Origin of the sequence: Hathewaya proteolytica DSM 3090, assembly GCF_900142225.1 — a bacterium.
Classification (GTDB): Bacteria; Bacillota; Clostridia; order Clostridiales; family Clostridiaceae; genus Hathewaya; species Hathewaya proteolytica.
The window spans coordinates 53,590-79,984 of the sequence record NZ_FRAD01000011.1; the positions used below are offsets into that span (position 1 = coordinate 53,590).

The 26,395-nt window shown below is 36.7% G+C and carries 23 protein-coding genes and 1 other RNA gene; 21 read left to right on the forward strand and 3 right to left on the reverse strand.

Annotation, left to right across the window (positions count from 1 at the left end; all coding sequences use genetic code 11):
- Positions 1 to 62 precede the first annotated feature (62 nt).
- Positions 63 to 1,313, forward strand: coding sequence for a M28 family peptidase (locus tag BUA73_RS07420; protein ID WP_072903484.1), 1,251 nt, complete (start codon positions 63 to 65; stop codon positions 1,311 to 1,313).
- Between the two features lie 8 nt (positions 1,314 to 1,321).
- On the opposite strand, the gene BUA73_RS07425 is transcribed toward BUA73_RS07420, so the two are convergent.
- A complete protein-coding gene (locus BUA73_RS07425; RefSeq protein WP_072903485.1) occupies positions 1,322 to 1,981 on the reverse strand; it encodes a Rossmann-fold NAD(P)-binding domain-containing protein in 660 nt (219 codons plus the stop codon).
- Between the two features lie 284 nt (positions 1,982 to 2,265).
- Here BUA73_RS07425 and ssrA point away from each other — a divergent pair.
- From ssrA to BUA73_RS07510, 17 genes are all read left to right on the forward strand, one after another.
- Positions 2,266 to 2,619, forward strand: a transfer-messenger RNA (tmRNA) gene (gene ssrA / locus BUA73_RS07430).
- 410 nt (positions 2,620 to 3,029) lie between these two features.
- Positions 3,030 to 3,365, forward strand: a complete 336-nt coding sequence (locus BUA73_RS07435) for a transposase (RefSeq protein ID WP_072745205.1) — start codon at positions 3,030 to 3,032, stop codon at positions 3,363 to 3,365.
- Positions 3,362 to 4,270: an IS3 family transposase gene (locus BUA73_RS07440; protein WP_072903486.1), complete on the forward strand. Its 909-nt coding sequence runs from the start codon at positions 3,362 to 3,364 to the stop codon at positions 4,268 to 4,270. The genes BUA73_RS07435 and BUA73_RS07440 overlap by 4 nt, the downstream gene beginning before the upstream one ends.
- A gap of 172 nt (positions 4,271 to 4,442) precedes the next feature.
- Positions 4,443 to 4,802: a hypothetical protein gene (locus BUA73_RS07445; protein ID WP_143146987.1), complete on the forward strand. Its 360-nt coding sequence runs from the start codon at positions 4,443 to 4,445 to the stop codon at positions 4,800 to 4,802.
- A 129-nt stretch (positions 4,803 to 4,931) separates the two neighbouring features.
- A complete protein-coding gene (locus tag BUA73_RS07450) occupies positions 4,932 to 6,344 on the forward strand; it encodes a LuxR C-terminal-related transcriptional regulator (RefSeq protein ID WP_072903488.1) in 1,413 nt (470 codons plus the stop codon).
- A 140-nt stretch (positions 6,345 to 6,484) separates the two neighbouring features.
- Positions 6,485 to 6,994: a hypothetical protein gene (locus BUA73_RS07455; RefSeq protein ID WP_072903489.1), complete on the forward strand. Its 510-nt coding sequence runs from the start codon at positions 6,485 to 6,487 to the stop codon at positions 6,992 to 6,994.
- 36 nt (positions 6,995 to 7,030) lie between these two features.
- Entirely contained in the window at positions 7,031 to 7,603 is a 573-nt protein-coding gene (locus BUA73_RS07460) for a DUF4352 domain-containing protein (RefSeq protein WP_072903490.1), read from the forward strand.
- 24 nt (positions 7,604 to 7,627) lie between these two features.
- The gene (locus tag BUA73_RS07465; RefSeq protein ID WP_072903491.1) at positions 7,628 to 9,778 is read left to right on the forward strand and encodes a hypothetical protein; all 2,151 of its coding nucleotides are present in this window, start codon (positions 7,628 to 7,630) and stop codon (positions 9,776 to 9,778) included.
- A 17-nt stretch (positions 9,779 to 9,795) separates the two neighbouring features.
- Positions 9,796 to 11,124 carry a zinc ribbon domain-containing protein gene (locus BUA73_RS07470; protein ID WP_072903492.1) on the forward strand — a complete coding sequence of 443 codons (1,329 nt, stop codon included), beginning with the start codon at positions 9,796 to 9,798 and terminating at the stop codon, positions 11,122 to 11,124.
- A 14-nt stretch (positions 11,125 to 11,138) separates the two neighbouring features.
- Positions 11,139 to 11,498, forward strand: a complete 360-nt coding sequence (locus BUA73_RS07475) for a zinc ribbon domain-containing protein (protein WP_072903493.1) — start codon at positions 11,139 to 11,141, stop codon at positions 11,496 to 11,498.
- 407 nt (positions 11,499 to 11,905) lie between these two features.
- A complete protein-coding gene (locus BUA73_RS14100) occupies positions 11,906 to 12,067 on the forward strand; it encodes a hypothetical protein (protein ID WP_178139240.1) in 162 nt (53 codons plus the stop codon).
- Between the two features lie 198 nt (positions 12,068 to 12,265).
- Positions 12,266 to 13,150, forward strand: coding sequence for a YitT family protein (locus BUA73_RS07485; protein WP_093426685.1), 885 nt, complete (start codon positions 12,266 to 12,268; stop codon positions 13,148 to 13,150).
- 223 nt (positions 13,151 to 13,373) lie between these two features.
- Positions 13,374 to 13,751: a GNAT family N-acetyltransferase gene (locus BUA73_RS07490; RefSeq protein ID WP_072903495.1), complete on the forward strand. Its 378-nt coding sequence runs from the start codon at positions 13,374 to 13,376 to the stop codon at positions 13,749 to 13,751.
- Between the two features lie 259 nt (positions 13,752 to 14,010).
- Positions 14,011 to 15,711 (forward strand): FAD-dependent oxidoreductase, encoded by a 1,701-nt coding sequence (locus tag BUA73_RS07495; protein WP_072903496.1) that lies wholly within the window; start codon positions 14,011 to 14,013, stop codon positions 15,709 to 15,711.
- 103 nt (positions 15,712 to 15,814) lie between these two features.
- Positions 15,815 to 18,670, forward strand: coding sequence for a hypothetical protein (locus BUA73_RS07500; protein ID WP_072903497.1), 2,856 nt, complete (start codon positions 15,815 to 15,817; stop codon positions 18,668 to 18,670).
- A 22-nt stretch (positions 18,671 to 18,692) separates the two neighbouring features.
- On the forward strand, positions 18,693 to 20,498 hold the full coding sequence (locus tag BUA73_RS07505) for a hypothetical protein (RefSeq protein ID WP_143146988.1): 1,806 nt from the start codon (positions 18,693 to 18,695) through the stop codon (positions 20,496 to 20,498).
- A 42-nt stretch (positions 20,499 to 20,540) separates the two neighbouring features.
- Positions 20,541 to 21,167 carry an HDIG domain-containing metalloprotein gene (locus BUA73_RS07510; protein ID WP_072903499.1) on the forward strand — a complete coding sequence of 209 codons (627 nt, stop codon included), beginning with the start codon at positions 20,541 to 20,543 and terminating at the stop codon, positions 21,165 to 21,167.
- 54 nt (positions 21,168 to 21,221) lie between these two features.
- Here BUA73_RS07510 and BUA73_RS07515 read toward each other — a convergent pair whose 3' ends face one another.
- Both BUA73_RS07515 and BUA73_RS07520 read right to left on the reverse strand, forming a co-directional pair.
- Positions 21,222 to 21,863, reverse strand: a complete 642-nt coding sequence (locus BUA73_RS07515; RefSeq protein ID WP_072903500.1) for a hypothetical protein — start codon at positions 21,861 to 21,863, stop codon at positions 21,222 to 21,224.
- Between the two features lie 138 nt (positions 21,864 to 22,001).
- Complete coding sequence (locus tag BUA73_RS07520; protein ID WP_072903501.1) at positions 22,002 to 22,676, reverse strand: Crp/Fnr family transcriptional regulator; 675 nt, start codon at positions 22,674 to 22,676, stop codon at positions 22,002 to 22,004.
- A gap of 103 nt (positions 22,677 to 22,779) precedes the next feature.
- On the opposite strand from BUA73_RS07520, the gene BUA73_RS07525 reads away from it, so the two are divergent.
- The 3 genes from BUA73_RS07525 to BUA73_RS07535 all read left to right on the forward strand — a co-directional run bounded on the left by BUA73_RS07525 (position 22,780) and on the right by BUA73_RS07535 (position 26,391).
- Entirely contained in the window at positions 22,780 to 23,487 is a 708-nt protein-coding gene (locus BUA73_RS07525) for an ATP-binding protein (protein ID WP_072903502.1), read from the forward strand.
- A 153-nt stretch (positions 23,488 to 23,640) separates the two neighbouring features.
- Complete coding sequence (locus BUA73_RS07530; protein WP_072903503.1) at positions 23,641 to 25,167, forward strand: alkaline phosphatase; 1,527 nt, start codon at positions 23,641 to 23,643, stop codon at positions 25,165 to 25,167.
- A gap of 84 nt (positions 25,168 to 25,251) precedes the next feature.
- Positions 25,252 to 26,391, forward strand: a complete 1,140-nt coding sequence (locus tag BUA73_RS07535; RefSeq protein ID WP_084672142.1) for a YibE/F family protein — start codon at positions 25,252 to 25,254, stop codon at positions 26,389 to 26,391.
- The last annotated feature ends 4 nt before the right edge of the window (positions 26,392 to 26,395 follow it).

The window sequence follows — 26,395 nt, forward strand, 5'->3', positions numbered from 1 at the left end:
TTAAAAACATGTTATAATAAAAATTGAGCGAATTTAATAAATTTAGTCAGGAGGGATTTGTGATGAATATTGCAAAAAGACAGTTTGAACTATTAAAGAAAATTGGATTTGTCAGAACAAGTGCCAGTGAAGAAGAATTGAGAGCAGTTAACATTTTGAAAGAAGAATTGGACAACCTTGGTGTTGAAAGTGAAATTGAGCCTTTTAAAGTATTAAACTATAACATTAAAAAGGCTAAACTAGAGATATTAGAGCCAGAGTATAGAGAAATAGAGGTAACTGGTGTAGGTCTTACAGGTAACGCAGCAAAAGATGGATTAGAAGCTGAGCTATTATATGTAGAAAATGCTTTGCCAATAAATCTTTTAGAGGCAAAGGGGAAAATAGTTTTAGTAAATAGCATAAATTATGAAAGATATAGAGATATAGTTAGGTCAGGTGCTGTAGGCTATATAAACTTCAGCGGTCGATTCATGGACGATAATAATTCTACGGATTTAGAAAATAGAAGAATAAGAGAAAAACATATTGAGTTTGGAAAAATACCAGGCGTAACCATGAGAGTAAGCGATGCCATTGAACTTATGAAAAGTGGAGCCAAAAAGGTTCGTATGACTTTGGAGCAAGAAGAGGGAGAAGCTGATTCTCATAATTTAATAGCTGAACTTAAGGGTACACAGTTTCCAGAGGAAGTTGTGGTTATCATGGCCCATTATGATAGTGTTCCATTTAGTACAGGAGTATACGATAATGGAGCAGGTTCTGTAAATATCATGGAGATTTTAAGATATTATAAAGAAAATCCACCTAAGAGAACTATAAGATTTATCTGGTTTGGATCAGAGGAAATAGGTCTTTGTGGAAGTAAGGCATATGTGAAAGCGCATGAAAATGAGCTAGAAAATGTAAAAATGGGTATAAATGTGGATGTTGGTGGTGCAATACTTGGGTGCGACCAAGCTACAGTACTGGCAGAGGAAAGCCTTTGTCATATGGTAGATTTTTATGCAAAACAGGTATGTTTCCCATTAAAAGTGGACAAGGATATATACTCTAGTGATTGCATTCCCTTCGCTGACAAAGGTATTCCAGTTATAAACTTTATGAGATTTGGTGCACCAGGGGCTGCATCCATTCACAATAGATACGATTTAATAGACGTATTGTCACCAGAAGTATTGTATAACACCATGGTTTTTGTACGAGATTTCAGTGAAAAACTTATAAATGCAGGTGCTATGCCAGTGGAGAGAAAGATTCCTGAAGATCTTGTTAAAAAAATTGACGAGTATCTTCAAAAGAATTTAAAGTAGTTTTTACTTTAAGTTAGTTCACCCATGTTTTCCAGTTGCCTACGACATTGTAGCAAGAAACTATCAATGTTTTTAGGTGTATCATATATAGGTTCATCATAACTTATGGTGCTTACGAATATATGAGAATTGTAGGCGCTGGTAAAAAAAGATTTCTTATAAGAGTTAATAAGTATATTGCAGGATGTTCCGATGTCCAGGTATGTTTCAAGCATATTCATGGCATCAGCATAGGACATATTCTGCATATTAAAATGATTATTTTGGGTGCAGCTATCCGATACTGCATCCTTTTTTGCACTATTATAGCTAGCACAAAGTAAAGAACAAGGATTGTTATAATTTTTTAAGCATTGTAGTAGATTTAAAGTATTGGACATAGCTTCAATATATGGACCTAGTTTTTTCTCCATTGCTTCAGGCCTTACCGCATCGTTAATAAAATAAATAATATAATCTGGCTTATACTGCTGTATAACAAAATTAATGAGGCTGGCATCTCTTAAATTCCCCACAATTGTTGTGCCATTTTCTAAAGTACCTTCTGGAATGTTTCCAAAGGCTTCTATGGAAATGCCTATTCCATAAAAATAATTGGCAAAGCGTTTTAACACATCACCATTGTTGCTGATGAACAGTATGTTTTTTTTAATTTCAATTTCACTCATACTCTATACCTCCTTTGCACAGTGATAAGAAATTTTTTGGTTAGTTCTGAAGTTAACTGGGTTAAAACCTATCATATATTTTTATATGATTATAGATTTCACATTATGATGAATATCTTATTAATATGTGATATAATTAAATTAAATCTATGGTAATTAATGCAAAATATAAAATTGCTCTTGATAAAAATACTGTTTTATAGTAAAATATAATTTGTATCTTAAAACAATTAAATATGTGGAGTGCCTTCGGAAAAAGGAAGTGCAGACTCTCATGATAACATGGGGGCGTACTTGGCTTCGACGGGGGTACGTAGCGTTTAGTAAGCGGGTCGAGGAAATTCTGGAGCCTCGTTAATCAGCTAGAAACTTAAAGATAAACGCAGAAGATAATTTTGCTTTAGCAGCTTAGTCTGCTACGTTCTACCCGAGAGTCCCACGGCTTGGGATAGGGCGTCGACTAGTGGGGACCCGAGCTTAGCAAAGCTTTGAGCTAAGAACGGAATTAATGAAGCTACTGAAACTAGAAGCCTGTTTATGGGCGTCTAGTAGAGGGAATGTTAAATCATAAAATACACTCGTAGAAAGCTAAATGGGACGATCTTCGGACAGGGGTTCGACTCCCCTCGCCTCCACCAAATCAAATACCATCTATTGATAAAAGAAATTTTGTCAGCAGGTGGTTTTTTGTTTGCCCGAAAGTGCTTGATTTAAGCCGTTTTCGGAGGATACTTGACACTAACCTGTGGCTGCCAAGTGCTTATTTTTAACGATTAGACCTCTGGGGGTGTGCATCTTTTAACGATTTGCCTTGTAATCGTTAAAAGATACTGTTACGGCAAAAAAACAGCCCGCCGATTGGCGAGCCGTAAATAGTTGAATGTTAAGCTGTGACTTCCGAGCCGTTTTTGAATCTGAATGTCATTGCGCCATCTTGTGATATTGTCAATATTACTTGACAGTTTTTTCTTGATGTTGTATAAATAAAGTTGACACCTTATTCTCGTATAATTCAAAATATAATTAAGAAAATAAGGAGGTGCTTATTATGGCACAAAAACGTTATGACCAGGATTATAAAGTCCAAGCAGTTAAGTTAGCCAAGGAAATTGGTATTAATAAAGCTGCAAAAGAAATAGGAATTGCTCCAAGCACAGTAAGCGGATGGGTAAAAGCCTCTAAAGAAGGTGTACTTGATTTAGGTGCTGGTTCACATACTCCTGATAGTGCTCTTTCCCTTACAGAAGAACTTATGACCCTAAAAAAGCAAGTTAAAGAGCAGAGTAAGGAAATCAAACGTTTGAAGGAAGAGAATGAATTTCTAGAGGAAGCAAGCGCTTTTTTCGCCGCCAGCCGTCGGAAGTCAGTAAAAACTCACGAATGAGATTTATAGCTATTAAGACTAATGACGGCATGATTACGGGTAAAATATCATTTTATTGTAGGATGCTTAAAGTTAGCCGTCAAGGCTTTCATAATTATCTTGCAAATAAAGATAAACCTTGGAAGTATGAGGCTCTCGCTGAAGAAATGATAAAAATCAATTCTGAAGATGAGTACAATGATACCTATGGAAGAATCCGTATGCATCAAGCCTTACTTCTAAAAAACCCTGAAAATGTCCATATCCCTAGTGAACGTACTGTTTATAGAGTTATGGTGGAAATTGGTCTTAGTCATAAACCTAAACGTAAGCCTAATGGTATAACCAAAGCTGACCGCGAAGCCAGAAAATCTGATGATCTTCTTAAACGTGATTTCAGAGCATCTGAGCCTCTTAAAAAGACTGTAACAGATATATCAGAAATTAAAGCAAAAGATGGTAAACTTTATGTATCTGCAATTTTTGACTGCTATGATTTAGCAGTTTTTGGGCTTTCAATGGATACAAATATGAAAGCCACCTTGTGTGTAAATACTCTTGATAATGCTTTTAAAGCTTATCCTAAACTTAGGGGTGCCATTGTTCACTCTGATAGAGGTACACAGTACACCAGCAATGAATATCGCAATGTAATAAATAAATATGGCATACAGCAAAGTATGAACAGTGATGGTGGCAGATGCCATGACAATGCAAGGTGTGAAAGTATGTGGGCCAGAATGAAAGAAGAGCTGCTTTATAATCGTTACAACACTAAAGAAATGACTGTTGAAGAACTTAAGATTCTTATATGGCGTTATTTCATCAGTTATTGGAACAACAGGAGGATTTGCTCTGCCAATGGTGGGCTACCTCCTATGGTTAAAAGACAGAGATACTATGGATCTCTAAACCAAGCTGCCTAATAACGAACTATGCGAGAAAAAACTGTCAAGTAATATTGACAATATCAAAACGAGCAGAGACGACATCGTTAAGAAATCATCGTTTTTCTTTGTCAAGAAATCGGATGAGAATGTTTCTACCGTTAAAATCAATGAAATGGAATGCGTCACGAACGAAAGCGGCGTAGAAAACGTGTCACCTGTTAAAAACTCATATGATGCTTTATGGTGCGAATACAGGGACGCGAGGCTTCCGGCAACGCTTCTCAGTGTAATTCAGAGAATTGTCGAATACTATTTTCTTCAACTTTGTAGTTACAGCATTGAGGATTTGCGAGAGCGGGTGAAAAACCACCTCGGCGGGGACGACAAAAAACAGCGGATAGCTGATGAAATACTTCGCTTCATCTATGACGAAAAATCCGATACCGGCGACGGCATTAATTACGCACCCGACCACGACATACCGGCTTATAAAGATGTGTTCGAGATAATTTTCGAAGCGATGAGCCAAAAATCGCACTATCTCAAAATGTCTGGCGAATGTGAATGAGTTATTTGTAATAATCTGGAACATAATTCAGTCGATATAAAAAGGTTCTGTTAACTAAAGATGAAAAAATGAGATTTGAAATGCGAACCGGCATAGAAAAATGAAAGAATCAAGAGAGGAGGTTATCACATGAACGGCCATATAACAATAAATGCCCGCAGGATTTCTGTTGCCGGATTTTCATTTCTCTTTGCCTATATTCTGTCATTTCAGTTTGAGGGGCAGGTGCTGTATAGCCTGCTGGATCTGCGTGGAGCAGACGCCGACCGTTACATGCTGGCTGCAATTATCGCGCATTTTATGGGGCTTCTCACCTGCGGTCTGTTCGTCAGATCCCGGGCGGCAGCCAAAAGCATAATGCTCGGCGGCATGGGCATATGCCTTGTTGCCACCGTCCCCTTCTTTTTTGCGCCTACTTCTCTATGGTTGAGTGGACTGATTGTCAGCGGATACTTTAGCGGCTGCGCGGTGGCGGCATGGGGATTTTTTCTCAGGGCCTTTACTCCCAAGAACGAGCGCATTAAATCCTGTGCCGACGTTCTGATTTATTCCAATTTGCTGATGATTGCAGTCAACGTGGTGGCCATGAACAGGTCAACCTTTATCGGGCTTGGCCTCTCTGTGCTTTGTCTTGTAATCGGTATGGTCTTCATTTTGATCCTGCCGTTGGAGCAGGAGAATGTGCAGAACAAAACATTTAAAAACAAGACGCATGGCGGCATTAAAAACCAGATAATATTGCTGTGTCTTTTTGTCTGTATCATTACAATTAATTCCGGACTGATGTATCAGGTCATCAACCCCGCTTTTGAGCATCTGACAGGGCTGGTGAGCTGGTATTGGGCCGCGCCTTATATCGTGGCGCTCGCCATTATGCGCAACCTGCCTATGAAAGCAAAGCGTTCCAGAATTTTGTATATCGGGATGGCAATGATTATAGGAGCGTTCATCAGCTTTATGCTGCTGGGGCGAAATACCTCCGACTATCTGACTGTGGATACGCTGATGCTCGGCGCCTGCGGTATTTTCGACCTGTTTTGGTGGAGCATCCTCGGAGAAATGCTGGATTATAGCGATAACCCGGCACAAACCTTTGGCATCGGTCTTTCCGCCAATGTATTCGGTGTCCTTTGCGGAGGCGTCCTGGGAATGGCTGTGACATCCATGGGTCTTCCCGGTGCGGAGGTAGCGGTGATTGCCCTGACGGTGGTTTGCGTTACACTGGTTATGCTGCCGCCGCTGAACCACCAGCTTGTTCTATTGCTGAAAAGCCATGCTTACCTTGCCGCTTATGACAATATGAGCCAGTCACAGCAAACGGATATTGTACGGCAGGTCAAAACGCTTGATCCGCTGACTGTCCGGGAGCAGGAGGTATTGCAGCTCATCCTTTCCGGCAAATCCAACCGTGAGATTGCCGGGGCTTTGTTCATCAGTGAGAATACCGTTAAAACACACGCAAGAAGTATTTTTTCAAAATACGATGTTTCAAGCCGTGCGGAGCTCATCAGCACCCTACTGAAAAACCAAATGGTTAGATGATACATAAAACTGCATAAATACTGGGTTTAACCCGCCTCTCACCCTTTTGGGTGAGAGGCTTTTTTCGTAAAATCATCCTTTGGAATGATGTTTTTCAGTCATACTTCGCTAAACTATATGATGAAGGAGGGATGGTGCAAATGAAATCAATCCGCAAACGGCGCAATGAATATGCCTTGTTGTTCGTAGCCGGTATTTGTTTGGCGGTGTGGCTCGGTGTAACATTTATGTTAGAAGCTGTTTTCGTCTTTGGAGCTATCAGTCTTATCTTTCTCCTTCTACTGGTGAGAGAGGGCCGTCGGCTCTATGATGCAACGCTTATTTGGGATAATCGCATCCTTGCGGTGCCATCTGCTCTCATCTCCATGCCAGGCCGCCAAATGAAAAAAGACACTGAGGAAACTGTAGTATCTACCTTTGGCATGTTAATCGGCAGCAGAATCTACCGATGGGGTCTCGACGGGGTACATGGCGTGCGCCTGAGCGCCGTTCAAATTGATAAGGAGCGGATGTACCTGACCTTTGGCGATAAGGATCAGACCATGCGGGTAGAGCTGCTGCACGGAATGACTCAAAAGCAGGCGTTACTGGATGCCGCACAAAAGCTGCTTCGTGAAACCGGCGTAACGGCAGTTGTCAACGGCTGGTAATCCAGTAAAATTATATCTGAATAATGGAGGAACACGATGAAAAAGTTTATTACATTCTTTCTAACACTTATGATGATGATTTCCCTCGCCGCTTGCGGCGGTGAATCACCATCGGAAAGCTCTACGCCCACAGGCGGCAGCACAACGTCCGATAACTCAAAAAAAGAAGAAGCAAAGGTGTATGGTATCGGTGAAGCGGCAGAAGCAAACGGACTTTCTATCACAATTGATAAAGTTGCAGTAGCCGAAGCGAATACCACGCTTGAAAAAGCGAAAGATGGGTTTGAATATATCAAAGTATGGTTTACCTTTAAAAATATTTCGGACGAAACGATAGAATCACCAAAGGCGAAGGCATTGTATATTGTGTATACCGAGGGGGCCACAGGTGATGACAGCGATATGAAATCGGAGGAAAACTCACAGGTTATGCTGGAGGTAGCTGATCGGGATGAAAGATATATGTCAAGAGTTGATCTTGCTCCCGGTGAATCCACCGGCGGCTGGATGATATATCAACGTCAAGCCGATAAAAGCGAGATTACAATGCACTATTACTCCGGATTTGTCAATGTGCCACCCGCTCTTGTTTTCGAATTTTCGGTCTAATAGCCCGTTTGAAAGGAGTTCAAAATGAAACAAAAAATATGGTCAATTTTACTTATAGTCGCCATGCTTCTCCCCTTGACGGCAGGGCTGTCAGGTTGCGGAAAAAGCGGTTTTGGCTCTACCTTGATTGTGGGTGATAAGGGTGGAGTAATTGGGGATTTGAAAAAGGATGGATGGACGGTTTCTATTCCCGCAGGCGCTTTTGAGCAGGATGTGAAAGTTACTGTGGATAAAGTAGCCGACAGCACAGAGGCGTATATAAACGGCAAAGCCGCTTTCCTTACCACGCCTATCGAGATTAAGGCGGAGGGAACAGAAAGTGTCAGACTGGATGAACCGGCAAGGATAAGCATGAAATTAGACGAAAAGAATTTGCCGGACAACAGTACCTTCGATCAATATGTGATGTCTTACTGGACGGGAGATGAATGGGAGGTAATTATTCCTGATCCGGTGGAGCTGACTAAAGGATACCTCACCTTTGAAACCTGGCATTTTTCATCATACAGCGGGAAAAAGATGACGGACGACGAGCAAGTCAGGGAATATGCCAGAGATCTGGCAATTGATGATCTGACTAATCAGGCAAGAAATGAAGCGCTAAAGGAAAAACTAACAGCGGTAGTTGATGATTACTTAAATGGACTGAGTATATATGACCAAGAGGCGAGAAATGAGATAATTTCAAGAGTGTGGGCCTCAAGCTCAATGGATATAGCAGTTTTCCTGACAGAAAACGGAGCGTCAACGGCGGAATTGGGATATAAAGTTACCGATATGATAGTGGAATCTACGGTTGACGTATGTGCAGAAAATCCATTGGTTTTGGAAGCAGTTTCTACCGCTTTAGATTCAGTAGGAGATGCCGCCGAAGCCTCAGTCGCATTATATGACGGAAATTACAGAAAGGCGGCAAGCGAGCTTACCGCTCTTGGCGCTACAGTTTTAGGATATGGCGGAGTAGGCGCAGTCAAATCCCTCGTGGATTTGGGCGCGGCAGCAGTAGAACAAGGCATTATGGCATGGAAAGATTATGAAGAGGAATGCGCATATAAAGTATTTTATGGGTTAGCAAAAGGAAACGCCTACGGATATAAAATCAATGCAGGCGATTGGGAAACCTTGATCACTCAAATGGGAGGTTACTATCACCAAATCGTAAGAGAAAGAAAGGATGAGTATAAAAGAATCAGCGGCAAAGACACATTATCGGATGATGAACAGCGCATGATCGAAAGACAGGTTGAATCCGATCTTAAAAAGAAATTCGAAGAAAGGGCAAAAATAGATAGCAAAATCGATGCAAAACAAGCAGAGTACGAGATATTGGTTAAAGCCTTTAAGGATGCGGGATTATTGACTCGAACGGAAAATGGCTTCAAGGAAGATATGACAGTAAATCGAAGGCTGCATTCATTATTGGCTATCAGAGGAAACATATTGAATATCGTTGGCGGAGATATGTCAAAGTTTGGCAGAGAAAAGAACCGAGAAGAAAACTTGGCTTACGCAATCAAGATGTGGATTGGATATGGTAAGGACAGAGCAAAGTTTTATGATTGGATGAGAGAAATGGGGTACTTGGAAAAACAAAAAGAAGGAACAGGTTATTGGAAGTTAGTTCGGTCGTTTACGAATAAATATGAAACAAGCGCATCAAATGAAAATTATGTTGAAACATGGAGTGGCGGAAACGGCAGCTATACTTACAACTGCAAGTTTATCGGGAATCATTGGTATACAGCAAGCACGCACGACGACTGTCACGGTGAATTTGTCAACAATACTGGAACGAGCAGTATTCCGAACAGCCGTTACGCGGGCGGAGAGCAGGCGCAGCTGACTCTGACCGTAAGCGCCGCTACATCAAGCAATATATGCTTTCATCTTGGAGCGAATCTGACCTCCTGTATCACTCCCGTCAACCATGACGATCCGTTTGTCAACTACGGAACGAACATGTATATGCAAAACATTGACGATGAGAGTGCGAGAGGTGATGTAACGACATATAAGAATGACACCAACACCGGCTATATCGGAGGAAGCGTCACGTCCGGAGTCGCAATGCCAATGGGCTACGAGGACGGTGATAAGGTGTATATCCTGATTATTTTCAGCGGCGGAAACAATGTGATAAAGACCGCTTATGAATATGAGTGGGTTAAAAAATAAATAGCGGGGGTGGGTTCATGGTAAAGAAGAAAAATAGTAAAAACATCCCTCTGCCTATCCTCGTTCTTATCTGTGCAGTTTTGCTGTTTGCTACATATAACAGCCTTTTCACTCTGGCGCTTGGGCTATGGGGCGATTCCGTCATGGGTACGGTGGACAGCTATGACAGCCGCCTGGATGACACGGATGCGGGACCAAACCGCTCCCGCACCGTTTCCAAGGGCTATTGGTTTCTGGTAAACGGCAAGGAATACAGGGGCTATGTGATATATAGCAGCGACGAGGCATGGCCGAGCTTGGATGAGGGCGAAACGCGCTCCGAGCGCATCCGCTACCTTGACATTTTCCCCTATGTCAATAAGCCCGCCATGCTGTGCGAATTTAGCGAGATGGGCGAAGTGGCAATTATTTACCACATTCTCGCCCCTATCGGTTATCTGCTTTTGCTGCTGCTTGTTATACGCACAGCCAGACGGGGGAAAAAGAAGAAACCAACGGCGAGGAAGCCCGCCGCATCTCAAATTATCGAGCAAAGGAGTGATACGGATATGTTTTGTCCCAACTGTGGAAATAAACTGACGGAGGGTTCAGCTTTCTGTTCGGCCTGCGGCGTAAAAACACAGGACAGCGGCCCTGGCGTGTGTGCGGCCTGCGACACAAAGTTGCCGGAGGGAGCCGAATTTTGCATCGGCTGTGGAGCGGCAGTGAGTCCGGCAACGTCGGAGCCGATGGAACCACACCATGTAGCAACTCCCGCGCCCCTACAGAGCGGCGCGGGGCTGGTCGGCTTTTCCGACAGGTATAACTGCCCTGAGATACTGGCGGCCGCACAGAAAAACAAAAAATTCTCCATTGGATGTATGTGGATATTGGTGTTCGTGCCGCTCATCGGATTTCCTGTCGCCGGTCTGCTGATGGACGATTTCCCCTTTGGAGAATCCATTATCATCGGCATGGGCATTGCTCTTGTCATGCTGGTCTTTAATCTGCTGGCGTTGAGAAGAACCAAGCAACCAATGTGGGAGGGTGTGGTCGTCAATAAGTACAGCAAGGAGAAAAGCGAGCATAGGGGCGGCGAAGATGATAATTACAGAACCTATACGGAATATACCACAATCATCAACACCGATGCGGGCAAGAAAAAGACTATCGTGGAAAAGGACAGCGGGCGAGATATGTACGATTATCTGTCCGTTGGTGACAGGGTGCGGTTTCATCCCAAATTCGGTACATACGAGAAGTACGACAAATCTAAAGACCGCATCATCTACTGCAACGTCTGCTCCATGATGAACCCCATACAAAATGACCGCTGCAAGCGGTGTAATAATCTGTTGTTCAAATAAGGAGGATTTTCGTAATGGAGAGATTCGATACCATGCTGGAAGCGGCAGAGTTTGCCGCCACACGCTGCAAGATCTGGGGCTTTGCCACATCAAATGAAAGATACGACGTAAATGGCTTGCTGCTGCTTGCCGAGACAAGCGACAATGAGAACCCCATCGACGAGGACAGCTTTTATGTGGTATCGTCTGCCGGAGCCATCGGATTATGCGATGATGGTGAGGATATAGACTGGCTGTTTCTGTCTTACGCTGCGCCGAATGAGGATCTGCCGCTGACATACCAAGCTGAGCCGCAGATAAAGTTCTGCTCGAAATGTGGCTCAGGCGCTGTTCTCGGTGCTCGATTTTGCGGTCAGTGTGGAACAGCGCTATGAAAATAAAAGGCTAATTTGGATGTGGTTTTAGTTTTCCGTAATCAGTGTGCGTACTTTTTGAGATTGAATACTTCCGCGACTATTGCTTGTTCATGAATGATTCAATGAGTACAAATATCTCAAAGGTAGTCATTGATTGAAGTATATGGACGGTGTGTAACATACATCGGTAACCTCTAAAACGAGGGGTGTGCAAAAGCGGTGCATCTTTTAACGATTTGGTTTGACCGGTGCATTTTATCAATAGTTAGTTCCTTTGCCAGTAAAGCTCACAATCGTACTTGTTGCGATTGTGTTTTTATTTACAATGACATTTTCTTAATATTAAAGAAAAAATAGCATGAATATATATTTAGGAGGAATAGTAATTATTTTTTTAGGAAATAATAATGGTCGAGGTGATAATTATGGCAAAAGCCGGAATGCGTAGACCAGATCCTAAAGAACCACATGGAACTGAAAGTAATAAAAAAAATCATTTTTCAAAGAATGATGTGCCACCTGTTCCCGAGATACAGGGAAAAGCTAAATGTGGTAAAGAAAAGGCAAAACCAATAGTCGTAAGATAAAACAGTAAGCCCTTCTGCAAGATAATTTTTTGCAGAAGGGTTTTAATTTGCGTGTAAAAAATAATTTACGAAAAATAATGAACTTTATGATTTAAAAAACCTTTTAATTGTGGTAAACTATATGAGGCTATAAACGAAGCCTATATAACAATACTATTAAAACATGAAGAGTTTTAACTTTAAGGAGATGTCAAAAAAATGAATGAAGATGTTAAGTCCTTTATTAAGGATTTGCCCATTATAACATTGGGTATGTTTATCACTGCAGTATCGGTACATTTTTTCTTGATTCCAAGCAAATTAATTGTTGGATCTATTACGGGGTTATCCATTGTAATAAATATCATAACGCAGATACCTGTACCCATATTAATATTTGTTATTAATGCAATTTTGTTAGTCCTGTCATATATTCTCATTGGAAGGGAATTTGGAATTAAAACTGTGTATTCAGCATTAATTCTATCGCCAATGATTGCTATAATGGAAAAAATATGGCCTATTCAGCAATCCATTATGAAGGATCCATGGCTAGATGTTTTGTGTTTTGTGTTGATATTGAGTTTTGCACAGGCTATTTTGTTTAGGCACAATGCGTCAACTGGCGGCCTTGATATAATAGCGAAAATAATAAACAAATATCTTCATGTTGAATTGGCTTTATCGGTATCTATTGCAGGGGCAATGATATGTTGTACTGCACTTATTGTAAATGATGTAAAATCTGTAATTGTAGGTTTAATAGGAACCTATTTAAATGGAGTAGTATTGGACAACTTTATGATAGGATTTAATTCTAGAAAAAGAGTTTGTATTATTTCAAAGGAATATGAACTAATTAGAAGATTTATAATAGAGGACATGCATAGGGGAGTAACTTTGTATCCAGTTAAAGGTGGATTAGGTGGAGAGGACAAGTTTGAAGTTCAGAGTTTGATGACAAGAAATGAGTTCTCTTATCTTATGGAGTTTATTAAAAAAGAACAAATTGATGCCTTTATGACTGCAGGCACTGTTAGTGAGATATATGGAAACCTTGGTTCAAAGGGAATAAAAAGCAAGCCTAAGGCGTTGTTAAAATAAAATATAAAGTCAGACTATAAGAAACTGTCAGTTTATCTGGCGGTTTTTTATTTAGGATTTGTGTTATGTTAATAATCAACGATATTTATATAAGGATCCATGGGGAAAACTATTTTAGATAGATTCCTATTACTATAGAAGTATATTAGAATAGGCTTTTGGTGTGTAACTTTTCGTTTTAAAACAAAAAACGTGTGATATTAGCTAAAATTGGAGAGCTTATTTGGATTTACTAGAGGATGCTTTTAGAGAACAAGCTATTCAGTGCAATGAAAAAATTACTATAGATGATAAGGAAATAGAGTGGTTAAAGGACATAAGTCACCGAGGAGATTTTGGTGCTTTGTGGAGAGGTAATCAGCTTATTGGACTGTATTTGCTTCAAGGGGATGAGTTAGATCATATAGCTGTTTTATCAAAATTCAAGGGATTGGGTTATGGTACAATCATATTAAAGTATTGCATGAGGGAGATGTTTATAAATAGAAATTGTAGACAAATCAAGCTTTGCACATATAAAATAAATTATAAAGCTCAGAAACTATATATTAAAAATGGATTCAGGATAAGCGCCTTTTATAGTCTGAATGAGCATAGATAAAATCATATGCTTTATTACAAAAATGTCATGTAGGCGAAAGTTAAATGACTCTTTATGTGACAAAGTTACAGAACAAAAGTTAAAGATGAAATATAATAGAATGATAAAGAGAGTTTATTATTAGAAATTGGTTAAAATATATCTGTTCACATAATACATAAATATGATGATTACAAGTAAAGGTTATGGTGCCATTAATGTGTCAGGTGGTTTCGGCGCATACACAGGAATAAATAGAAAATAATGGGAGGAAAAAATCATGAAAAAAAAGATTTTGATTGTAGGTGGAGTTGCTGGAGGGGCTTCGGCAGCAGCAAGGCTCAGGAGAAATAGCGAAGAAGATGAAATAATAATGTTTGAGAAGGGTCCACATGTATCCTTTTCTAACTGTGCACTGCCATATTACCTTAGCGGAACTGTCGATTCAGCAAGTAAGTTAGTACTTATGACTCCGGAGAAGTTTAAGGCTCAATATAATATAGAGGCTAGGGTAAATAGTGAAGTTATTTCTATTGATAGAAACAATAAAAGTATATGCGTTAAAAATTTAATTACAAAGGAAATATATGAAGAAAAGTATGATAAATTGATTTTGTCTACGGGAGCATATCCTATTGTTCCCAATATTCCAGGCATAGAAAAGGTGAATTTATTTACCATAAGAAATGTGGTCGATATTGAAAAACTAAAAAACTTTTTAATGGAAAAACATGTGGAGCAGGTTTCAATTATCGGCGCAGGATATATTGGTGTGGAGGTAGCTGAGAATTTAAAAAAAGCTGGATACAATGTTTCTCTTGTAGAGGGTACTGAGCAAATATTAAAGCCTTTTGATTATGATATGGTACAAATATTACATAAAGAAATTTACGATAAGGGCATAAATCTCATAGTAAAGGATAAAGTTGAAAAGTTTGAAGAAAACACAGTGGTATTGGAAAGTGGCAAAATGATTAAGTCAGAGGCTGTGGTTATGACCATAGGCATTGCCCCAGAAGTAAAATTAGCCAGGGAAGCTATGCTAGATATAGGTGACACAGGTGCAATAAAGGTGGACAAAAATTATCTGACCAGTGACGAGGACATTTATGCTGTGGGAGATGCTGTTGAAGTATACCATAGCTTAACTCATTCAATGACTAAGCTGTCTTTAGCTGGTGCTGCTCAGAAGGCTGCTAGAAGTGTGGCTGACAATATAAACAATAAGAGCACCATAAATAAGGGGTACATAGGATCTTCTGCAATAAAGGTTTTTGATTATAATGGTGCAGCTACAGGGCTCAGTGAGGGATTGATTAAATTCCAGAATATGAAGATAGATTACGATGTAGTAAATCTCATATTAAATGACAAGGTGAGTATTATGCCTACATCATCTGTTATGCATTTCAAGATGTTGTACGAGGTGCCAACGGGAAAGGTTTTAGGTGCACAAGCCATTGGAAAGGGAGATGTTACAAAGCGCATTGACATCATTGCTACAGTTATAAAGTTTGGTGGAACAGTAGAAGACTTAAAGGATTTAGAACTTTGTTATGCACCGCCGTTTTCGACAGCAAAGGATGTAGTAAATTATGCGGGTTATGTAGCATGCAATTTATTAAACAAGGACTTTAAGCAAGTTACTGTGGACAAAATGAGGAATCTAGTAGAAAATAATGAATTCATAGTGGATGTTAGAGAAAAAGGTGAATACCAAATGGGCCACATTATAAATGCCGTAAATATTCCTTTGAGTGAGCTGAGACAGAGAGTAAATGAAATACCAAAGGATGTACCTGTGTATATTCATTGTAGAACAGGACAGAGAAGTTATAATGCAGTTTTAGCCTTGCAGAATTTAGGGTACAAAAATGTGTTTAACGTGACAGGCAGCTTTTTAGGATTATGTTTCTATGAGTATTACAATGATAAGAGTATGAATAGAAAGAGCATTGTAACTGAATATAACTTTAAATAGTAGAAAAAGTCCCCAAAGCTTTGGGGGCTTTTTATTAATTTATAGAAATATTATTGTATTTATCATATAATTAAAATATAATAAAAAAATTGGGGGAATAAATATGATTAAATATCTAAATAAATTTTACACAATGTTGCCAGGGGATAAATTGAATATTTGTTTTGAAAAAACTTATGGGGGTAAGGTGAATCGAAAATTAAAGAAAGCTAAAGATGTGAAAAATAAAATACAATGCATTGAAGACGACGAAAATGCACATTCATTATTTGTAGAAAATTTGTATAATGAATTAAAATGTAGTGAAATAGAATATGAAAGCGCCAATGCTTGCATTAAAGATATTGATTGTCAAAATTTCCAGAGGAATATAATTTACTGCCTAAAAAACTTCCCACAGGAGTATTCTTTCAAACATTACATATCTTCAGATGAATTTAATTCCAGGGTGAAGAAAAAAGGCAAGTTTGATGAAGAGGAAAAGAAAAGTTGTGAGCCTGAATCTACGGTGGCTACAGATATATTAAAGGAAATAAATGTAGAGGGTATTCATATAGAAGATATTAATACAGATGACATTGAGTTAAACCAAGGAGATATAGACCAAATAAATGAATTTTGCCAGAATGATATTCCAACTAACAAATATATTGTATCTATAAAACAACAAAATGAAACTTTTTACAATATATACCCAATTTATAATATTACAGAAGGGCATAAGCTTATTAAAGTTGAAAGAGAAGAGTTCCCTGATTACGGAAATATAAATATTAGCCCTAATAGCAATATTTCAAGAAATTTCAAAAAGTATAAAAGAAATCCTATTTGGATTTGCACTATTGACAAGAATCAATTGGAAGAATTCAAAACTAGTGGGACAAGATATAGAATAAGTGATGAAGAGTTAGTAAAGAAGGGAAATATCAATGAAATATGCAATGAAAATATATTTCAATTAGTGGAGATACAGTGTTCTAATGAGGAATTGGAAAAAAATATGGTGAATGGTTCTTTATCTTTGGAGGATGAACCAAATTTTAAACAGATATATATTGCCAACTATCAATACATATATGGACCTTTTGAATATGAGCCTGAAAAGCATGGAAGAGGTTATATATTAAATAAAATGGAAGATTATATTGTAAATAAATATGACTTATATGCTAATAGAGAAAGGTTAGACACCATTGATATATATATTGACGACGAAGAAGGTAGTGTAGAACTTAAGTTATTGTATTTTATGGACATGGAGAACTGTGTGTACACTGAAATTGATGCTATTTCAGATGAAGAATTGATGGATCTTATAAAGCAACATGTGAATGTGAAAAGCACAAATCTTAGTAGAAGTGAAATAAAGACTGTAAAATCTATCTTTGATAAGTTTGTTGCCAGTAATCAACTTGCTGACTTGTCTCAGGACAGGATTAAAAGGGCCAGTGAAATAATTAATAAAAATCAGGTATACGACTTGTATATAGATGATATAAGGCCACAGCTGCAAAGCGACATAAGCAAAACTTTTAATGAAAATGAAAAGGAATCTGAAAAGGAAACACTGAATTTAGAGATAGAAAAGCTTAAAAATGACAAGGAAAATTTAGAATATGAGTTGAGGGAACTTAAAAAAAGCCTGCAACAAGAAATAAAAAAGAAAGATGAATTTTCAGTAAAAAATAGTGCTAGAATGAAAAATGTTGAGAAAATTGAAAAGGCACTTGAAGACAAATTTGCAAATATCACTTCAAAATACGCTGATGTGGCTTTTGATGGTATAATAGCTGATAAAATATTGAATTCAGCTTTAAATTGGAGTAGAAGCGTAGAAGAGGAGTTGGACAATTCTCAAATATGCACAAAACATAGCTTTCAAGGTGTTAAAACAATTAAAGAATTTGGACAGCCTTCTGAGATTAAACAGTATATATATGACAATATAAGAAAAGTCAGAAAGTACAGTATGAATGACATTATCAATATGATGATATGCGTTTCACAGGGCTTTTTGACTGTTTTCTCTGGGGAACCGGGAGTGGGCAAAACGTCTATTTGCAATATAATAAGTCAGGTTCTTGGGCTGAGTAATGATGAAAATCTCAACAGGTATGTGGAGGTTTCTGTGGAAAAAGGATGGACATCAAAGAAGGATTTCATTGGGTATTATAATCCTTTAACAAAGACCTTCGACAAAAATAACAAAGCACTTTTTCAGGCATTCAAAAATTTAAATATGGAATGTGTTCGAGGTGTGGAGGAGTTCCCGTACTTCATACTTCTCGATGAGGCAAATCTCAGCTCTATGGAGTATTATTGGGCCGATTTTATGAATGTGTGTGATTTTGATAAGGAAAATAGGAAAATTAACTTGGGAGAGGATTATATTTTTAAGATACCTCAAACTCTCAGATTTTTAGCCACTATAAATTATGATCACACAACGGAAAATTTATCGCCTAGGCTTTTGGATAGGGCATGGATTATTTCTATGAATGCTGATGAAATAGGCAAAATGTGTAGTGGAAGAGATATGGATATTAAAAGCATAATTCCATATGGTGAGCTTGTAAAATACTTCTGCAGAGGTGTGGATAATAACAATGCGGATTATAGTAAGGCAATTTCTTTGTATGGGGAGATATGCGAGATTTTCTCTAATAACTTCATAACCATAAGTCCGAGAATTCACCAAGCTGTACATGGTTATTTAAAAACGGGGATTTCCTTATTTGAATTCCAGAATAATGCGGAAAAATATGAAATAGCTGTGGACTATGCAGTGTGCCAAAAATTGCTTCCTAAAATCAGTGGCGTCGGGGAAGGTTATGAGAATTTTCTCAGTGTACTATTGGATAAATGCAGCAAGCACAATATGAGTAAGTCCTCCACTATGTTAAATAGAATTTTGGAAATTGGCAATAGAAATATGAAGTATTTTGAATTCTTCAATTAATTAATGTAGAGGAATGATGAATATGGAGTATAAATTGAGTTTTTATATTGGTTCACAATGCTGCGTTACTTTGCCCTTATACCACATGAATCATAAGAATAGCTATTATAACCATGTGCTATATTGTGATAAGGATTATGATGTATTTCTTACCTCCTATGATGAGCAGCGCCATATGGAGTCTCAGGATGAAATTAATAATGTTCAATTTTATATTAATGACAATGAAAAAGATATATTGTATTCTAAGGGAAAAATTATTTTCATAGGAAATAACAATGAAATTGTAAACAGGGTTTTTTACAATAATTTTGGGTTTGTACAGTTTTTTCTTTCTATGGATTTAGGTGAGCATACTTTAAAGCTAAAATCTGATTATGTTGACATTGCTGTTCGGGACAATAATTTAGGAAATGTGCTTAAGAGTATGCAGCGATACATTATCAAAAATGCACGTAATTATTTATGGAATTCATTAAATCCAGCTTTGGATGACGCTGCCATTGAAGTTGACTATAATAATAATTCATATATGGACAAGGAAATGGTATTGTTAAACAATATACTGCTTCAATACAAAATTAATATGAATTATTTTAAAAACGGTGGGAAATATACCATTCAAAGCTCTGGATATGTGGATGATTTTCATAAATTAAGTGACTTTAGTAGGGAAACTTTTCAGCATATTGCTTGTAATCCTCAGGAGCTGCACAAGGTGAACTACTATACGGGAATACGCTACAATGGTTTCAATTTACAGCCTAAAAAGATATTAAATATGAAAAATACTTTTAATTACGATATATACGAAAATCAAATTATTTTAGGATTTTTAAAACAAATTTGCAATACCATTGAAAAAAAGATATGCAAAATGGAGAATTTTAATATACCTTGTGAGAAGAAGGATATAGAACAGCATTATATGAGTTCTTCTAGCATTATTTTTCATAGTTTTGATGATAGGATAAATTCATATAGGGAATCACTTAGAAAGATTCAAGGGGAGATTTTCAATATTTATTATGAATACAGGAACCTACTTTCGTGCAAAGAACTTCCTGTTCAATGTGTTCCTAAGCCCACACCCATTTTTATAAAAGATTTTCATTATAGAAGAATATACAGTGTTATAAGGGAATGGTTTGAAAAAGGTGATTACGATTTAAAACATGAGGAACTTATGCTAAATTGTAATACAGATAGCAATATTTATGAATACTATATTTTAATAGAAATAAATGAATATTTGACAAAACACAATTACCAGTTGAAAAAAAGCTATCAATTTCAGTATACTCTGCCAGAAAGTGCAAAGTATAAAAATACAATTTACAACAATACTTTTGTGTTTTCTAAGGAAGATGATGAAATTACTGTATATTATCAACCTGTGATAAGTTACAATAATTGTGAAAATGAAATTGGTCTATTTAAAAATAGTGACATAAATGAAGAAAACAAAAAATCTTATTATTACACTCCAGACTATGTTATAAAAATATGTAGGAATGGGAAAACTGAATATATTATTCTAGATGCAAAATGGTCAAACTTAGATTCAGTAAAACAGTATTCCTTCAAAAGTATAATTTATAAATATCTTTTTTCTATAAGCACAATAAAAAAAGAAGATGTTGTATCTAAAATATGGATTGTAAACGGAAAATCAGATGATACGGAAGAGTGTATTTATGATTATTACAACAACGTAAGGTACAAGTCAAGATGTAGTGAGATAACTCCATCAGCAAAAATTATAACCTTAAATCTCAATAAGGATCTTAAACATAGGGAGTACGTACTTGAACAATTATTTAAATAGTTATAACTTAACAATATACACAAGATGAAAAGGATGAGATGCATGAGTTTAAAAGAATTATATGAAGAAATAAATGAACATTTACTTAAGGATAACAAGCCCTCACTATATATGAAGCAAGTATTTTATAGACCTGAATTTCACGAATATCCTTTTAATATGCTTGCAGATATGCGAGAGGTGGAGCAGTCGCATATATATCACCCGGAAGGAAATGTGTGGAATCATACTATGATGGTTATTGATGAGGCAGCCAGTATTAGAGATAAAAGTAAAGAACCATGTGTATTTATGTGGGGAGCGCTTTTACACGATATTGGTAAACCTAAGACCACCAAAACAAAGAATAAAAAAATAGTTTCATATGACCACGACAAAGTTGGAGAAAAATTGGCAGTAGAATTTCTTAATCAGTTTACTGACGATGAAGCTTTTATAAATAAAGTATCAAAACTTGTAAGGTATCACATGCACATATTATTTGTAGTAAATGATTTGCCTTTTGCTAATACAATGGATATGATAAGAGAATGTGATACAGATGAAGTGGCACTTTTAGGTTACAGTGATCGCATGGGGAGAAAGGGTGTAGATATAAATAAAGAAAAATCCAATATAGAAATGTTCGTAAAAAAGATAGAAGAGTTTAAAGGAAAGAATATTAAATAAACAGAATAACCATAAATCAAGTAAACACTGGTTTATGGTTATTTTTTTATAAGGCTATTTAAGTAAACTTATTGTTTTTCTTAGTTTAACTTTTAAACTTTTGTTTTCTGTTACAATGTCTGTAATCTCCATAAATTCAGAGGTGGAGAGATCTAGAATTATATCTTTGGAATCTTGTGAAACTTTAAGATAGGTGGTGTCTTTTAAATTTGATAAAAGAACATTTTCGGGGATATCCAAAAAGCCAATTTTACCTTGGTGGTAGTGAAGTATTCCCTTGCCGTTCGAAGCTTTTCCTTGGAAGGTAAATGTAGCTTTTAGAGGAAGGTTTTTGTATGTAACATTAGCATCTAGATTGATGCAATCATCAAGAATACGGACTTTTAATCCTCTTATGTATTGATTTACCTCTGGCATATCTTTTAAAGATAAAAGAAATAGGTCCGTAAGTTCCTCTTCACTAAAGTTAATTGAGGATAGAACGGTAATTTCTTTTGATGGTATATCTATATTTTCTGGGTTTATTTCTATATCTACTTCGCGTTCAGCATTTGGCAAAGATTTATTCATGGATTCATAACTGTTGTTTTGGGGATAAAAATAAAAATAATAAATTGCAAACCCAGCAACACATATTAGCAACAAAATATCAATGAAAATTACGACTTTGGTGAGTACAGATTTTGTTCCCCTCATATAAGCAAATTCTCCTTTCATTAATATACAATCATTAAATTATTATTAACAATTAATTGGAAAAATATTCAGCTTTAATGAGAGAAAAAGCAATTTAATTAACTCTTCGATAAATTGAGCGAGTTTAAATACTAAGTATTACTCTTGGTAATCCTTTAGCAGGGTAAACTTATTTTTATTAAAATCTATAATTCCCTTATCTCGTAATTTGCAGAGCTCATTTGATAAAGCACTTCTATCAACGAAGAGATAATCTGCCAGCTGCTGACGATTAAATGGTATTTCAAAGGAGGAACTTTGGCACTGCTGAGAATATTGTGAGAGATAAGATAAAACTTTATTCTCTGTAGTTCTTTGAGTTAAATGCTCTAGTTTATTTGTCAGTATCATATTTTTTGAGGCAAGGATAGAAAGTAAATTGTGTATAAGCGTTATATGAAATTCGCAGGCTGAGGAGCAAGTAGTCATGATGTGGTTTAAATTTAAAAACATAATAACACAGTCTGTTACGGCTAGGGCATTTATAGAAACCGGGGTATGGGGGAGACATGCATAGGCCTCACAAAAGATATCGCTTACATTAATGACAGTAAGTATGCTTTGATTCCCCCAATAATCTTCCTTTTGTATATGTACTTTACCGGAGAGAACTAATAATACACAGGATAACTTGTCGCCATTGTGAACAATATATTCCCCTTTCTTATATTCTTTAGTCGTTGAGGACAGGCAATTTAAAATTTGTTGGACTTCTGCTTCACTTATTTCTGCAAATAATCGAGATTTTTTTAATGCATCCATGTAAGCATTCATTTTATATCCTTTCCGTTGTTAATACAACACAATAATATATATCATTATAGTATAATGTATATATTATGAAGTCAATAGAAGCAGATTGAATGGAGGTAATATGATGATAAGAAAAATCATTGAAATAGACCAAGAAAAATGCAATGGTTGTGGTATATGTGCAAAGGCGTGCCATGAGGGGGCCATTGCTATGGTGGATGGCAAGGCAAAATTAATGAGAGATGATTATTGTGATGGACTTGGTGATTGTCTGCCATCATGTCCCACTGGAGCTATATCCTTTGTAAATAGAGAGGCGCTACCCTATGATGAAGTGGCTGTAAAGGAAAATATGGAGAAGAATAAAGCGAAAACTTTAGAATGTGGATGTAAAAGCAGTGAGCCTAAAATTCTTATCCAAGGTAAAGGTTCTATTGTAAAAAAACCTTGTGAAAATGGTGAAGGTATTCACAGTATGTTAAGACAATGGCCTGTTCAGATTAAGCTTGTTTCAGTAAATGCACCTTATTTTAATAACTGTGACTTGCTAATTGCTGCGGATTGTACTGCATATGCATATGGAGATTTTCACAATAAATTTATGAAAGATAAAATAACTTTAATTGGATGTCCAAAATTGGATGATGGGGATTACTCAGAGAAGCTTACTGAGATCTTAAAACAAAATGATGTAAAAAGTGTTCTTGTTGCAAGGATGCAAGTTCCATGCTGTGGAGGTATTGAAAAGGCTGTCAAAACTGCCATTTCTCAAAGTGGTAAAGCTATACCATTTAGCATTGTGACTATTTCTAGTAACGGAACTATAATATAATAAATAAAATTGCTCAGATATTCAAAATAGGTATCTGGGCAATTTTATTATATATTTTAAATTTTACAAAGACTTATCTTTATCATTAATAGGAATTTACAATGAAGTATTACAATCATAACTGTTGATAATAGAAAATTTGTTATGGAGGTAATGGTTTTGAAAAAGAGATTGTCAATTTTTCTAAGTATAGTTACAACAGCTTTTATTATGGTAGGGTGTAGTTCACAGCCTCAAAGCAAAGCAAAAAGTCAAGAACAAAGTACGGCAGCTTTAACTGCATCAGTTAAAGAAACAAAGAAACCTAAATACGTATTCATGTTCATTGGAGATGGCATGAGTCATGTTCAGATCAATGCTGCACAGATTTTAAATGGAAACAAAAAATCTGGGGAAATAGCTACGAAAAATTTAAAATTTACACGGTTTCCAGTGGTTGGTTCCGCTACTACTCATGATTCTACATCATTCTGTCCAGATTCTGCTTCTACTGCTACGGCTTATTCAACAGGAGAAAAAACCCATAGTGGAGTTTTAGGCATGAAAGTTGATAAGAAAACAGTTGCTCCAACTATAACGGAACAGCTAAAAAAAGAAGGCAAAAAGATTGGCATTATTTCCAATGTTTCTTTAGATCACGCTACACCAGCTGCATATTATGCACATAGCGAATCTAGAAATAATTACTATGACATATCATTGCAATTAGCTAAATCAAACTTTGACTATTTTGCAGGGGGAGAGTTAAAACAGCCAAAGGGTAAACAAAAGGATAAGGAAGATGCATATGGTATCATTGAAAAATCCGGTTACAAAATTGCTAGGACAAAAGAAGAGATACAAGCTCTTAATTCGTCTTCAGGAAAAGTATATGCAATAAGTCCTGTGCTTCAAGATTCAGGGGCAATGCCATATACTATTGATGAAAAAGAAGGGGATTTAACATTAGCTGATTTTGTAAAAAAAGGAACTGAAGTTTTAGAAAATGATAAAGGTTTCTTTTTAATGTGTGAATCGGGAAAGATAGACTGGGCATGTCATGCTAACGATGCAATGAGTGCTATAGAAGATGTACTAGCTTTTGATAAGGCTATAGACCAAGCTGTGGAATTTGCAAAGAAACATCCTGATGAAACACTTATAATTGTTACTGGAGACCATGAAACAGGTGGAATGACCATAGGATATGCTACTACTGGGTACAATACAGCATTTGATATATTAAAACATCAAAAAATGTCTTATGTAGCTTTTGATGATATGTTTTCAAAGATGAAAAAGAATAATCCAAGTATAAGTTTTGAAAAAATAATGCCAATAATAACTGAAAAATTTGGTCTTATTGCTCCTAATGATATAAAGGCAAAAGAGGAGAAAAATAAGGAAATGGTTCTTACTGAATCTGAATTTAAAAAGTTGAAGGATGGATTTGCTGAAACCATGAAAGCCAGTGATAAACGCTCAAAAAGCGATGATTCATATGTTTTATATGGTAGTTATGAGCCTCTTTCAGTATCTTTAACCCACATATTAAACAATAAAGCTGGAATTGGATGGACTTCATATTCTCATACAGGAACTCCTGTACCTGTTTATGCCTACGGAGTAGGAGCAAAGAAATTTAATGGTTCCTATGATAATACAGATGTATACAAAAAATTAATAAAATTATGTAAATAACCTGCTATATGCATCATCGCTTTTTATAATATAAATTAAACAGGCCGATAAACATATCGGTCTTTTTTGAGAAAGGGTGTTATTTTGAATATAAAGAAAGAGATTATATTTATAACTTGTTTTTTATTGCTAATAATTGCACTGATAATCCTTCCCACAGGATTTGAAAAACAGATATACGTAAATGCAGAAGGGGTTAAGGCAAAGGTTATTTCAGTGGACAACTCTGGGATTTATAATACAGGCATAATTAAGCAAGGAGATCAAAAATGTTTAATAGAAATTCAAAGTGGGCAGCATAAAGGTGAGAAGGTAAATGGTGTAAATCTTTTTACGGGAAAATTGGAAATGGACAAAATATTTGTTTCAGGTGACACGGCGTGGGTGCTGCTAGAAAGGGACAAGGATAATAATATTGTTTTTGCCAATATGGTGGATCACTATAGAATTAACAAAGAAATAATATTAATAGGTATATTTGTAATGGCCATAATTACTATTTCAGGGTTTACGGGAATAAGAACATTGCTATCCTTTGCATTTGCACTTTTAACTATTTGGAAGGTTCTTATTCCATTTACCCTTAAAGGATTTAATCCTTTAATAGTTGCTTTGATCATAGGAAATTTTATAACTATTGCCACACTAATTCTTGTGGCAGGCTTTACAAAGAAGGCCTATGCGGCTATTTTAAGTTCTATGATTTGCTCTGTAGTTACATGTGGACTTGCCATATGTTTTGGAAAAATGTTCAACATTCACGGTGCGGTTATGCAGTGGTCTGAATCATTGTTATACGCAGGATTTATGAAATTGGATCTTACTGCTATATTCCAGGCTGGTATCTATCTTGCATGTTCAGGTGCTATTTTGGATTTATCCATAGACATTTCTGCAGCTTTAGACGAGATTGTACTTCATAACCCTGAGATAAGGAAAAAAGACCTAATAAAATCTGGCCTTACCATTGGAAAATCAGTGGTGGGAAGCCAGACTACAACTTTGTTATTAGCTTACATGGGAAGTTATATAACGGTGATGATGGTATACATGGCCCAAGGAACACCTATGATGAGCATACTTAATTCTAAAACTATTTCTTCAGAGATTTTGCACACTTTTGTAGGGTGTATTGGACTTGTGTTAGTATCGCCATTAACTTCTATAATATGTGGTAATTTATATTATAGAAAAAATAAAAGAGTGCATTTAGTAGGACATTAAACCC